The following is a 12521-nucleotide window of genomic DNA, read 5'->3' as shown; positions in this document are numbered from 1 at the left end:
GGGGGCGACATCCCGAGCACCCGAGGGCCGCACCCGACGGACAGCCCCGCAACCCGCTCGCGGCCGCCCACCGGGCCCGCTGGTACGACGACGAGGCCGGTCCGCTGGTCCGCCCGTACGCGATGACCCGCGGGCGCACCGGGGCCGGGGAGCGACAGTTCGACCTGATCGCCGTGGTGGTCACCGAGCTGCCCGACCCGACGCTCGCGCCGGACGTGCCGGAGCCGCCGGTCGGCCCGGAGCAGGCGCACATCCTCGCGCTGTGCCGGGGCAACCCCCTGTCCGTGGCCGAGCTGGCCGCCGACCTCGACCTGCCGGTGGGCGTCGTGCGGGTGCTGCTCGGCGATCTGCTGGCGGCCGGGCTCATCCGGGTCCGCCGTCCCGTCCCGCCCGCCCTGCTCCCCGACGAGCGCATCCTCCAGGAGGTCATCCGTGGACTCCGCGCACTCTGACCACCCGTCCGAACCCCTCGACCCGTCCACCGGGCCGGACCCGTCCACCGGGCCGGACCCGGCCGACCGGTACGACGCCCGCGACCCGTCCGGCGGCCCGGACCCCTTCGGCGCCGAGGATCCCGACGGCACCGTGCTCTCGCTCAAGATCCTGGTGGCGGGCGGCTTCGGAGTCGGCAAGACGACGCTGGTCGGCGCGGTCAGTGAGATCCGCCCGCTGCGCACCGAGGAGCGGCTGACCGAGGCCGGGCGCGGGACGGACGACCTGGACGGTGTGGAGCGGAAGTCCACCACCACGGTGGCGATGGACTTCGGCCGGATCACCATTCGCGAGGGGCTGGCGGTCTACCTGTTCGGCACGCCGGGGCAGGACCGGTTCTGGTTCCTGTGGGACGAGCTGGCGCAGGGGGCGCTCGGTGCGGTGGTGCTCGCCGACACCCGCAGGTTGACCGACTGTTTCCCGGCCGTCGACTTCTTCGAGCACCGGGGCATCCCGTTCGTGGTCGCGGTGAACCGCTTCTCCGGGACGCGGGAGTTCGGCCCGGAGGAGGTCGCCCGCGCACTGGACCTGGACGCGGGCACGCCGGTGCTGCTGTGCGACGCGCGCCGCCGGGCCTCGGGCAAGGAGGTGCTGATCAACCTGGTTGAGCACGCGGGCCGGGTGCACGCCGCCCGCCTGCTCGCGGACGTCGCGCCGGTGGGCTGAGGTGGGCGGGTCGCGGTGGTGGGCCGAGAAAGAGGCGTGCGGGCGGCGCCGGCGGACGGACAGTGTGCAAATGACAGCTGACAGCTGACAGATTTCGAAATCTGTCAGCTGTCAGCTGTCAGGACCTGGCGGCGCTCCTGGCGGCCCTCGTGGCGGCGGTTCCGGCGCTCCTGGCGGCGGTCGAGCGGTCAGGCGGTCGGCGGTTCAGCTGTGCCACTGGAACACGATCCGCGTCCAGGTGGATCCCGAGCAGTTGCCCCAGACCGCCCAGGCCTCCGGTCGCGCGCCGATCCACAGCCCGGTGGTGGACGTGCCGTTGGCGCAGTAGGTAATGGTGCGCAGTCGCCCGGAGTAGACGTTGCAGTGGCCCTCCCACCGCCAGCCGTAGTTGGCGGTGATGACGCAGTGGTAGGTCGCGGACGCGACGGTGTTCCAGGTCTCGGTGGACTCCGGAGTGGCGGTCCGGGTCCGGACCGTCGCCGCGGCGGCCGGCGGGGCGGTGGTCCCGAGCACGCCCAGGGCGGCCGTGGCGGCCAGTCCGAACGTGGCGATCTTCCTGGTGATGCAGCCTCGCACGGTGGTTCTCCTTGCTGAGTGGTTCTCGTCGAGCGCGGTGCTCCGGCCGCCGGGATGTCCGTGTGGTGTGAATTCCCGCCTCCCGCGCGGTCGGTGACGTGTTGCACACGATTGACTGCGCAGGGTGAGACGACGAACTATGATGTGACCTGTGTCACAAGTCATCCGGTTGGCCCGCGCCCCGTGTGGCCAGCGCGAACCGGGTGCTCGGAGTGCCGATTCCGGGGAGAGCGGCATGGCGGATCGCAGCGGTCGAAGTGCGGGCGGCGGACGGGGAAGGGGATTCGATCCGAGCGGGAGCGACGATCAATCGGCCGAATTCAACCGGGTGTTCACGGATCTTCTACCCAGACTCCAGCAGGCGGCGGCTGCCCTCGCCGGTGGTCCCCTCGGCGCCGGGGACGTCGTCCACGACGCGTACCTCCGGATCGCCCGTCGGCCGGAGCGCTTCCTCGGCCATCCGCAGCCGTACGCCTACGCGTTCACCACCATGGTGAACATCCTGCGCGACCAGTGGCGCCGGGAGCGCCGGCGGGTGCCGATGCCCGAGGTGCCGGAGGCGGGCGAGGCCGGGGAGCGGGACCGGGGGGCGCTCGACCCCAGGGCCGGCGGGATGGCCGAGCTGCAGGCGCGCTGGGAGGTGCTCCGCCTGCTGGGCTTCCTGACCGCCAAGCAGGCCCGTGCCGTGGTGCTGGTGGACCTCGACGGCTACAGCATCGACGAGGCCGCCGAACTGCTCGGCCTGCACCGCAGCACCCTGGCCGTCACCCGGCGCCGCGCCCACGGCCGGCTGCGCGCCGTCCTCCAGCAGGAGCGCGAACGGGAGCGCGAAAGGGGGCACGACCGGGAATGCGACCGCGAACACGGATGGGAGCGGGAGCGCGCGTGGGAGGAGGGGCTCGACGGAGCGACGGGGTGGCAGGTGCGAAAGGGGGCGTGACCAGGGGCGCGGGCGGACCGGCGGCGGCGGAGGCGGGCGCACGCCCGCCGCCCCGACGCACCGAACCGACGGCAAGTCGGCTGCTGCGCCGCCCCGGCCCGTACCCTGCGAAACGTGATCACGTACGGGGACGACCGCCTGCGCGCGCTGGCCGAGGACGGCCGCTGGTCCGAGCTGCTCGCCGCCTACCGGCTGGGCCGGGCGGCCGCGAGCGCGGAGGCGGGCGAGGAGGCCGCGGCCGCGCTGACGGCGCCGCTCGGCCACCTGATCGCCTACGCGGCGCCACCCGAGCTGGCCGTCCGGCTGTTCGACCGGGACGGCGGCGCGGGGACGGCCGCGGGCGTGGACGACCACGACGCCGGCCCGCTCTGGGAGGTGCTGGCGACCCGGCACTCCTGGCTGCGGCTGGCCCCGCTGCTCGGCCCGGGCCCGGTGCGGCGGCTGGTCGCACACACCCGGGCGCTGCTCGGCGAGGACCTCCCGTTCGGGGCCGAGCCCGACCCGGAGGGCGTGCCGATGCGCCTGGAACCGTGGGAGGCGGCGGGATGGGAGGAGGCGGGCCGGGTGCGCGAGTACCTGCCGGGTGGGGGAGCGCGCAGCGCGCTGCTGACCCTGCCCGCCAGCCGGGAGGGCCTGGGGGAGGTGGAACTGCCTCCGGTGGCGCCGTCGGTCGGTCGGCCGGACGGGCCCCGGGTCGTCCGGGCGCTGACGGGGCTGGGCGAGCTGGCGCCGTGGGCGGCGACGGCCTGCGTCCGAGGTCAGGCCCCCGCGGCGGCGGCCCTGCTGGCCCGCGACCGGCGGGTGGTCGGCGGGTACCTGCCGTTCACGCTGGTCTACCCGGCGCTGGTGCGGTCCGCGGCGGTGGGGCGGGCGCAGGGCTCTGCGCACGGCAGGCTGGGGCTGTGGCGGGCGCTGGCCGCGATGGCCGGGGCGGACGGTGGGCCGGACGGTCCGGAGAGCCCGGAGGGCCCGGTGGGGGTCGGCGGGGTCGAGCGGGGCGAGGTGAACGCGCTGGTGGCCCGGATGCGCTGCTTCACCTGGCAGGAGCCCTCGGCCGGACTGCACCACCTGCACGTCGCGCTGGAGGATCCGGCCGACGGGGTGGCCTGGGTGCTCAGCGGTTCGCAGGAGCTGTGACGCGCGAGCCGACCCGGGGCCTCCGGGCCGGGCGCGTCGGTCGGCCGGGAACGCCGGACGCCCGGGAACGTCGGACGGCCGGGAACGCCGCCCGGGCCTGAGCGCGAGGACGCGAAGACCCCCGGTCCGGCGCCGTTTCCGGGGGTTGGTGGGAGGCGCCGAACCGGGGGAGTGCGGGGGTGCTGCCGGGCTCAGACCCCGGCGGGGGCGGTGCCCTGGGCGGGGACGGCCTGGGGCGCGTCGGCGGTGGGGCCGTCCGGCGCGGTGGGGCCGTCCGACGCGGTGGGGCCGTCCGACGCGGCGTGGGTGTCGACCAGCGTCAGCTCGTCGAACGGCAGCTCGCCGGCCAGCACCCGTCGGGCGCGCTCGGCGTCGATCTCGCCGGTCCAGTGCCCGATCAGCACGGTCGCGACGGCATTGCCCGCGAAGTTGGTGAGCGCGCGGGCCTCGGACATGAAGCGGTCGATGCCGACGATCAGGCCGACCCCGTCCACCAGCGCGGGCTTGTGGGACTGGAGCCCGCCCGCGAGGGTGGCCAGTCCGGCGCCGGTGACCCCGGCCGCGCCCTTGCTCGCGATCACCATGAAGACCAGCAGCGAGAGCTGCTCGCCGAGCGACATCGGCTTGTCCATCGCCTCGGAGATGAAGATCGAGGCCATGGTCAGGTAGATGGCGGTGCCGTCGAGGTTGAAGCTGTAGCCGGTCGGCACGGTGATGCCGACGACCGGGCGGCTGACGCCCAGGTGCTCCATCTTGGCGATCAGGCGGGGCAGCGCGCTCTCCGAGGAGGAGGTGGAGAGGATCAGCAGGAACTCGCGGCCGAGGTACTTCAGCAGCGCGAACACGTTGACCCCGGCGACCAGGCGCAGCAGCGCGCCCAGCACCACGACGACGAACAGCGCGCAGGTGACGTAGAAGCCGATCATGATGACGGCCAGGCTCTTCAGCGCGGCGGTGCCGGTGGCGCCGACCACGGCGGCCATCGCCCCGAAGGCGCCGATCGGCGCGACCCACATGATCATCGACATGACCCGGAAGACCAGCCGCTGGAGGTGCTCGATCCCGCGCAGCACCGGCGTGCCGGCCGGGCCCATCGCCTGGAGCGCGAAGCCGGCGAGCAGGGCGACCAGGAGGGTCTGGAGCACCTTGCCCTGGGTAAGGGCGGAGAACAGGGTCTCGGGGATCATCCCGAGCAGGAAGTCGGTGGTCGACTGGGCGCCGCCGGCGGCCGCCTGGGCGTGGCCGGACTTGGCGAGCGCGGCGGTCAGGTGCAGGCCGCCGCCGGGCTCCAGGAGGTTGCCGACGACCATGCCGATGGCCAGGGCGACGGTCGACATGGCGAGGAAGTAGCCGATGGCGAGGCCGCCGACCTTGCCGACCTTCGCGGCCTTGGTCACCGAGCCGATGCCCAGGACGATGGTGCAGAAGATTACCGGGCTGATCATCATCTTGATCAGATTGACGAAGCCCGTGCCGACCGGCTTCAGCTCCACGGCGAAACCGGGGGCGGCCAGGCCGACCACCACACCCGCGACCACCGCGGCGATCACGGCGATGTAGAGGTAGTGGGTCCGGTCCTTGCGTCTGGGTCCCGCCGCCGCGGCGGCTCCAGCGATCGACATCTGCGGCTCCCTTGCCGTGCAGTCCTGGGTGGCCCCGGGGGATGGGCCGCTCCGACTATGGGCCCGGAGGTGACGCAGGTCACGTTTGCGTTCATAGAGTTCATGAACCGTGCGGGCGGCCCCGATGCCCGGCCCGCGAACAGTGCGGGCCGGCGGTGCGGGCCGGACGGGCCCCGGAGGCGGTGGCCGGACGGGCCCCGGGGGTGTCCCGGAGCGTGGTGCACACTGGCAGGCATGTCCGAGCGCACCGCCCCCACCGCCCCGCGCCGCCGTTCGCACCGGCCGACGGGCCGCGGGCCCGGGCGCCCGGCCCGAGGCCTGCCTCGACGCCTGCCCCGGCGGCTGGTCCGCAGCCTGGCCGGGCAGCTGTTCGTCGTCCAGGTGGTGATCGTCGCCGCCGTGGTCGCCGGCGGCGCGGTGCTCGCGTACCTCTTCACCGCCGACCGCGCCGAGGACTCCGCCCGCCGCCAGGTCACCGCAGTCGCGCACGCCGTCGCGGACTCGCCGTCCGTGCGGGCGGCCGTCGGCGACCCGGACCCGACCGCGGTGCTCCAGCCGTACGTCGAGCAGGTGCGGGCCGACACCGGGGTCTCCTTCATCACCGTCATGGACACCGAGGGCGTGCGCTGGACCCATCCGCTGCCCGAGCAGATCGGCCGGCTCTACCTCGGCCACATCGACTGGGCGCTCGCCGGGCAGACCCGCAGCGAGACGTACACCGGCACGCTCGGCCCCTCGGTGCGGGTGGTCACCCCCGTCCTGGACGACCGGCACCGGGTGGTGGCGCTGGTCAGCGCGGGCCTCACGGTGCAGTCGATCTCCGCGCAGCTGAGCGGTCCGCTGCTCGCCCTGGTCGGGGTGGCGGTCGCCGCGCTCGCGCTCGGTGGCGTCGGCACCTACCTCGCCAACTCCCGGCTGCGGCGGCACACCCACGGGATGGGGCCGGACGAGCTGAGCCACCTCTACGAGTACCACCAGGCGACCCTGCACGCGGTGCGCGAGGGGCTGGTCCTGCTGGACCGCTCGCACCGGGTGGTGCTGTGCAACGATGCCGCCCGTGAACTGCTCGGCCTGGAAGGCGACTTGGATGGTCGCCCGGTGGCGGAGCTCGACCTTCCGGAGGCGCTGGTGGCGGCCGTTCTGCGGGCGGACCCGGTCCGGGACGAGGTGCACCTGACCGCCGAACGGGTCGTGGTGCTGAACACCTCCACCATCGGAACCGGTACCGGTCTCGGCCGGGTGATCACCCTTCGTGACCATACCGAACTCCAGTCGCTGAGCGGCGAGTTGGACTCGGTCCGCGGCTTCACCGAGGCGCTCGGCGCGCAGGCGCACGAGGCCGCCAACCGGTTGCACGCGGTGGTCTCGCTGATCGAACTCGGCCGCCACGAACAGGCGGTGGAGTTCGCCACCGCCGAGCTCGAACTCGCCCAGCAGCTCACCGACCGGGTGGTCGCGGCGGTGAGCGAGCCGGTGCTGGCCGCGCTGCTGCTCGGCAAGGCGGCCCAAGCCGCCGAACGGGGCGTGGAGTTGACGCTCACCGAGGACAGCCGGATCGACGACGGGGTGCTGCCGCCCGGGCTCGGCTCCCGCGACCTGATCACTGTGCTCGGCAACCTGATCGACAACGCCGTGGACGCCGCCATCGCCGGCGCGGCCGAGAGCCCCGTCCCGCCGGAGGTCACCGTCACGGCGAGGATCGCGGACGACCGGGACGCCGGGGGCCGGGACGCCGACGGCCGGGGCCGCCCTGACGGCGGCGCCGCGGGGCCGTCCGGCGACTGCCTGCTGCTGCGGGTCGCCGACACCGGCGCGGGGATAGACCCGGGCGCGGTCGAGGACGTGTTCCGGCGCGGCTGGAGCACCAAGCGGGACGGCCGCGGGCACGGGCTCGGGCTGGCACTGGTCGCCCAGGCCGCCCGGCGCCACGGCGGCACCGTCGAGGTCGGACGCGACCGCGGGGCGGTGCTCACGGTGCGGCTGCCGCTGGCAGGGCGGCCGGGAGGGCCCGGCGGTGAGCCCGGTGAGCCGGGAGGATCGGCAGGGGCGGCAGAGCCGGGCGGACCCGCCGGCCGTCCCGGCGGGTCCGCCGGTCGAGAGCGGGAAGGGGCCGGGCTGTGAGCGGCGCCGCCGACACCGCCGCCGGTGCGGGCATCGCCGTCCTGGTGGTCGAGGACGACCCGGTGGCCGCGGCCGCGCACACCCTGTACGTCGGGCGGGAGCCCGGCTTCCGCGTCGCCGGGACGGTCCACAGCTGTGCCGAAGCGCTCCGCTTCCTGGACCGGGCCCGCGCCGCCGGGACGCCCGTCGACCTCACCCTGCTCGACCTCTACCTGCCGGACGGCCACGGGCTCCAGCTCTGCCGCACGCTGCGCGCGGCCGGCCACGGGACCGACGTCATCGCGGTGACCTCGGCGCGCGACCTCGCCATGGTCCGGCAGGCGGTGTCGGCGGGTGTCGTGCAGTACCTGCTGAAGCCGTTCAGCGCGGCCGCCCTGCACGACCGCCTGGAGCGGTACGCCCGCTACCGCGACAGCCTCGGGCGCACCGGCGAGGCGACCGGCCAGGAGGAGGTCGACCAGGCGCTCGCCCTGCTTCGCACACCGGAGCGCAGCACCCTGCCCAAGGGGCTGAGCGCGCCCACCCTGGACACCGTCGCCTCGGTCCTGCGGGAGGCGGCCACCGGGCTGTCGGCGGCGGCCGCGGGGGCGGCGGCCGGGGTCTCGCGGATCACCGCGCGGCGCTACCTGGAGCACCTGGTGGAGACGGGGTGCGCGGTGCGGGAGCCGCAGTACGGGAGCGTCGGACGGCCGGAGCTCTGTTATCGGTGGAGGGGCCGGTCCTGAGGGGTTTCGGGGACCGGGCCGTTACCTTTTCGCGCGACGCTCGTTGGCGGAACCGGGGGAGGTTCACTCGCCCGGGTGGTTCTGCGACCCCCGGGGCGTTCCAGCAGGTCAAGGGCAGTAAAGTTAGGCTAACCTAACTTCCCCTGGGGGTTTCTCGTGTCGCTCGCAGCCGTACCCGTCCAGGCCGCCTCCGGAGCCCCGGCAGCCGGTGAGGCCATCCTGCGCCGTCAGCGCGTCCGCGAGTCCGCCGCCAGAACCTACGCCCGCTCCTTCCCGATCGTCCCGGTCCGCGCCCACGGCATGACCGTCGAGGGCGCCGACGGACGGCGCTACCTGGACTGCCTCTCCGGCGCCGGCACGCTCGCCCTCGGCCACAACCACCCGGTGGTGCTGGAGGCGATCCGCCGCACCCTCGACAGCGGCGCCCCCCTGCACCTGCTCGACCTCGCCACCGCCGAGAAGGACGACTTCACCAGCGCGCTGTTCGAGAGCCTGCCGGCCGAGTTCGCCGCCCGGGCCCGGGTGCACTTCTGCGGACCGGCCGGCACGGACGCCGTCGAGGCCGCGCTCAAGCTGATGCAGACCGCCACCGGCCGGTCCGGCGCGCTGGCCTTCACCGGCGCCTACCACGGAATGACCGCCGGCGCCCTGGCGCTCACCGGCAACGTCGCCGTCAAGGAACCGCTGCCGAGCGGCGGTGAGGTCGCCCGGCTGCCCTACCCGTACGGCTACCGCTGCCCGTTCGGGGTCGGTGGCGCGGCGGGCACCGACCTCGCCGAGACCTACGTGGAACGGCTGCTGGACGACCCCTCGGGCGGCGTGGTGGCGCCCGCCGCGATGATCCTGGAAGCCGTCCAGGGCGAGGGCGGGGTCGTCCCCGCGCCCGACGGCTGGCTGCGCGCGATGCGCCGGATCACCGCCGAGCGAGGCATCCCGATGATCGTCGACGAGGTGCAGACCGGAGTCGGCCGCACCGGCGCGATGTGGGCGATCGAGCACAGCGGCATCGTCCCGGACGCGATGGTCCTCTCCAAGGCCATCGGCGGCAGCCTCCCGCTCGCCGTCGTCGTGTACCGCGAGGACTACGACGGCTGGCGGCCCGGCGCCCACACCGGCACCTTCCGCGGCAACACCCTGGCCATGGCCGCCGGGGCCGCCACGCTGCGCCACGTCGCGGCGAACGGGCTGGCCGAGCGGGCCGGCGTGGTCGGCGAGCGGATGGCCGCCCGGCTGCGCGAACTCGCGGTCGAACTGCCGATGATCGGCGACGTGCGCGGCCGCGGGCTGATGCTCGGCGTCGAACTGGTCGACCCGGCCGCCGAGCCCGACGCGTGCGGCGCCCGGCCGGCCGACCCGGCGCTCGCAGTCCGGGTCCGGGAAGCCTGCCTGGCGCGGGGGCTGATCGTCGAACTCGGCGGGCGCCACGACGCGGTGCTGCGGCTGCTCCCGCCGCTCACCATCACGGACGAGCAGGTGGCGGCGGTGCTGGACCGGCTGGCGGAGGCGATCGCGGTGGCCTCCGCGGGCGGACCGGGCGGACCGGACGGACCGGGCGGCGGACCGGGCGGCGGGGTGGCGAGCGCGCCGGAGCGCGGCCCGGCGGGTGCGCGGACCGTGCGGGGGAACCGGTGAGCGGGCCCGGCGCCGCCGGCCTCCCCGGGAACGAACCCGCTGGCCTTCCCGGCAACGGCCCCGCCGCGAACGCCCTCGCGGGCGGCGCGTCCGGACCGGGCGCCCTCGCCCCGCTGCTGGCCACCGTCCTCGACGCCCTGGAGACCGGCGCCGCCACGCGCTCCGGACCGCTGCCGGCCGGCAGCCCCGCCGAACTCGCCGCACTCGTCGACGAGGCGCTGGCCGCCGCCGACGGCCCCGGAGCCCTCGCCCGGCTCACCGAGCTCCTCGCCCACGGCGCCGCCGACCCCGCCGACCCGGCCTGCGCCGCCCACCTGCACTGCCCGCCGCTGGCCGTCGCCGTCGCGGCGGACCTCGCGGTCAGCGCCCTCAACCCCTCCCAGGACTCCTGGGACCAGGCCCCCGCCGCCACCGCCCTGGAGAGCGCCCTGCTCGCCGAGCTCGCCGCACTGGTCGGCTACGACCCGCAGCGCTCCGCCGGCGTCCTCACCTCCGGCGGCACCGAGTCCAACCTCATGGGGCTCATGCTGGCGCGCGACCAGAAGCTCGACGGCATCGTGGAGTTGGACGGCATCCCGGTCGGGCCCCGGCCGTGCATCCTCGCCTCCGAGGCCGCGCACTTCTCCGTCCAGCGCGCCGCCGCCCTGCTCGGCCTCGGCGAGCGGGCCGTCATCCCCGTCCCGGTCGACCGCGGGCTGCGGATGCGGGCCGACGAACTGGAGCGGGCGATGGCCGAGGCCGGCTGGGCCGGACGGACCCCGATCGCCGTGGTCGCCACCGCGGGCACCACCGACACCGGAGCCGTCGACCCGCTGGCCGCCGCGGCCGACCTCGCCGGCCGCTACGGTGCCTGGCTGCACGTGGACGCCGCGTACGGCGGCGGCGCGCTGCTCTCCGACCGGCTCGCCCCGCTGCTCGACGGCATCGCCCGCGCCGACTCGGTCTCCCTCGACTGGCACAAGCTCGGCTGGCAGCCGGCCGCGGCCGGGGTGTTCCTGGTGCGCCGCGCCGAGACCTACGTGTCGCTCGCGCGGCGCGCCGAGTACCTCAACCCGGTCGACGACGAGCAGGCCGGTTACCCCAGCCTGCTCGGCCGCTCGCTGCGCACCACCCGCCGGGCCGACGCCTTCAAACTCGCCGTCACCCTGCGCACCCTCGGCCGCGACGGGCTCGGCCGGCTGGTCGACACCTGCCACGACCTCGCCCGGGCCGCCGCCGACGCCGTGCGCGCCGAGCCGGCGCTCGAACTCCACACCGAGCCCGTGCTCACCGCCGTCCTCTTCCGCTACCGGCCGCCCGGTGTGACGGACGAGGCGGCGCTGGACGAGCTGAACGGCCGGCTGCGGCGGCTGCTGCTGCGCACCGGCCGGGCGGTGGTCGGCCGCACCGAACTGCCGGGCGACGGGCCGGGCCGGGTCCGGCTGAAGCTCACGCTGCTGAATCCGCACACCACGGTGGGTGAGGTCGGCGCGCTGCTGCGGGACGTGGTGGGCGCCGGCCGCGAGGTGGCGGGAGAGCGGGCGGGGTAGGGCGACCGGGGGGCCGGTGCTCGCCGGCCGCGGGTGCGCGTGCCGGGGTGCTCGGCGTGGGGGTGCTCGGGCCGGGGAGTCCGGGCGGCCGGGGCCGGGGTCAGCCGGCCAGCAGGATCGACCTGGTGAGCTCCCAGGTCTCGGGGTCGGCGGCGACCAGGAGGCCGTCCTCGCAGCCGGGGGCCTCCGGGCGGTACGGGGTGCCGTCCGGGCGGGCGGAGACGCCGCCGGCCTCGGTGACCAGGAGGGAGCCCGGGGCGTGGTCCCAGGGGAGAGTGCGCCAGTAGAGGACGAAGTCGGAGCGGCCGTCGACGACGTCCGGGTACTCGATCCCGGCGGCGTGCCGACCGGCGGAGATCTCGCCGAAGGACGCCACGTTGTCCTGGAGCCGGCGGCGGTGCTCGGCGTCGAGGTAGCGGCTCTTCACCGAGCCGCGCAGCTTCGAGACGTCCTTCGGTGCCGGAGGGCGACTCAGACGGACGCCGTCGCGCCAGGCGCCGGAGCCCAGTTCGGCGCAGTAGGCGGTGGCGGTGGCGGGCTGCCAGATCCAGGAGGCGACGGTCCGGCCGGAGCGGACCAGGGAGCACATCACGGCGTACTCGGGTCTGCCGGCCACGAAGTTGGCGGTGCCGTCCACCGGGTCGACCAGCCAGGCGGCGGGCTCGTCGTGGAGCGCCATGGCGAGTGCCGGGTCGGCGGCGACGGCCTCCTCGCCCACCACGGGGACGGGGAGCAGCTCGTGCAGTCGGCGGGCGATGATCGCCTCGGCCTCACGGTCGGCGACCGTCACGAGCTCGCCGGGCGCCTTCTCCATCACCTCGCCGGCGGCCAGCGCCCGGAAGCGCGGCTCAACCGCCTCGGCCGACGCCTCGGCGAGTATCTCCGCCACCTTGTCTATCAGCACGTTCGCGCTCCCTTCGCTGCCTACCACTCTCCCACGAGTGGAGGAACGGGGCGGCGGCGGACCAGTGGGGCGCCGGCGGACGGCGGGCGACGGATGAAGGGCGACGGATGACGGCCGGATTCCAGGACGCCGCCAACCTCGGCTGGAAGCTCGCCGCCGACCTGCGGGGCTGGGCCC

The 12521-nt window shown here is 75.4% G+C and carries 11 protein-coding genes; 8 read left to right on the top strand and 3 right to left on the bottom strand.

Annotated features, from left to right (window positions below; translation table 11 throughout):
• Positions 1-104 precede the first annotated feature (104 nt).
• Entirely contained in the window at positions 105-452 is a 348-nt protein-coding gene (locus ACWD4P_RS18770) for a DUF742 domain-containing protein (RefSeq protein WP_449780343.1), read from the top strand.
• Between the two features lie 133 nt (positions 453-585).
• Positions 586-1158 (top strand): GTP-binding protein, encoded by a 573-nt coding sequence (locus tag ACWD4P_RS18765; protein WP_449780342.1) that lies wholly within the window; start codon positions 586-588, stop codon positions 1156-1158.
• Positions 1159-1362: 204 nt separating this feature from the next.
• Here the strand turns inward: ACWD4P_RS18765 and ACWD4P_RS18760 are convergent, their stop codons facing one another.
• Positions 1363-1734 carry a hypothetical protein gene (locus tag ACWD4P_RS18760; RefSeq protein ID WP_359819340.1) on the bottom strand — a complete coding sequence of 124 codons (372 nt, stop codon included), beginning with the start codon at positions 1732-1734 and terminating at the stop codon, positions 1363-1365.
• Between the two features lie 328 nt (positions 1735-2062).
• Between ACWD4P_RS18760 and ACWD4P_RS18755 the strand changes: the two genes are divergently transcribed.
• A complete protein-coding gene (locus tag ACWD4P_RS18755; RefSeq protein ID WP_449780305.1) occupies positions 2063-2674 on the top strand; it encodes an RNA polymerase sigma factor in 612 nt (203 codons plus the stop codon).
• Positions 2675-2788: 114 nt separating this feature from the next.
• Entirely contained in the window at positions 2789-3811 is a 1023-nt protein-coding gene (locus tag ACWD4P_RS18750) for a hypothetical protein (RefSeq protein ID WP_449780304.1), read from the top strand.
• Between the two features lie 191 nt (positions 3812-4002).
• Here ACWD4P_RS18750 and ACWD4P_RS18745 read toward each other — a convergent pair whose 3' ends face one another.
• On the bottom strand, positions 4003-5433 hold the full coding sequence (locus ACWD4P_RS18745; protein WP_449780303.1) for a cation:dicarboxylate symporter family transporter: 1431 nt from the start codon (positions 5431-5433) through the stop codon (positions 4003-4005).
• A gap of 234 nt (positions 5434-5667) precedes the next feature.
• On the opposite strand from ACWD4P_RS18745, the gene ACWD4P_RS18740 reads away from it, so the two are divergent.
• From ACWD4P_RS18740 to ACWD4P_RS18725, 4 genes are all read left to right on the top strand, one after another.
• On the top strand, positions 5668-7554 hold the full coding sequence (locus ACWD4P_RS18740; protein WP_449780302.1) for a sensor histidine kinase: 1887 nt from the start codon (positions 5668-5670) through the stop codon (positions 7552-7554).
• Complete coding sequence (locus ACWD4P_RS18735) at positions 7551-8279, top strand: response regulator (protein ID WP_449780301.1); 729 nt, start codon at positions 7551-7553, stop codon at positions 8277-8279. The genes ACWD4P_RS18740 and ACWD4P_RS18735 overlap by 4 nt, the downstream gene beginning before the upstream one ends.
• A gap of 156 nt (positions 8280-8435) precedes the next feature.
• Positions 8436-9911, top strand: coding sequence for a diaminobutyrate--2-oxoglutarate transaminase family protein (locus tag ACWD4P_RS18730; RefSeq protein WP_449780300.1), 1476 nt, complete (start codon positions 8436-8438; stop codon positions 9909-9911).
• 113 nt (positions 9912-10024) lie between these two features.
• A complete protein-coding gene (locus ACWD4P_RS18725; RefSeq protein ID WP_449780341.1) occupies positions 10025-11440 on the top strand; it encodes a pyridoxal phosphate-dependent decarboxylase family protein in 1416 nt (471 codons plus the stop codon).
• 100 nt (positions 11441-11540) lie between these two features.
• On the opposite strand, the gene ACWD4P_RS18720 is transcribed toward ACWD4P_RS18725, so the two are convergent.
• A complete protein-coding gene (locus ACWD4P_RS18720; protein WP_449780299.1) occupies positions 11541-12344 on the bottom strand; it encodes an inositol monophosphatase family protein in 804 nt (267 codons plus the stop codon).
• Positions 12345-12521 lie beyond the last annotated feature (177 nt).

This window comes from Kitasatospora sp. NPDC002543 (assembly GCF_053594915.1).
The sequence above is the reverse complement of the archived record's forward strand: the minus strand, read 5'-3'. Positions and strand labels throughout refer to the sequence as shown.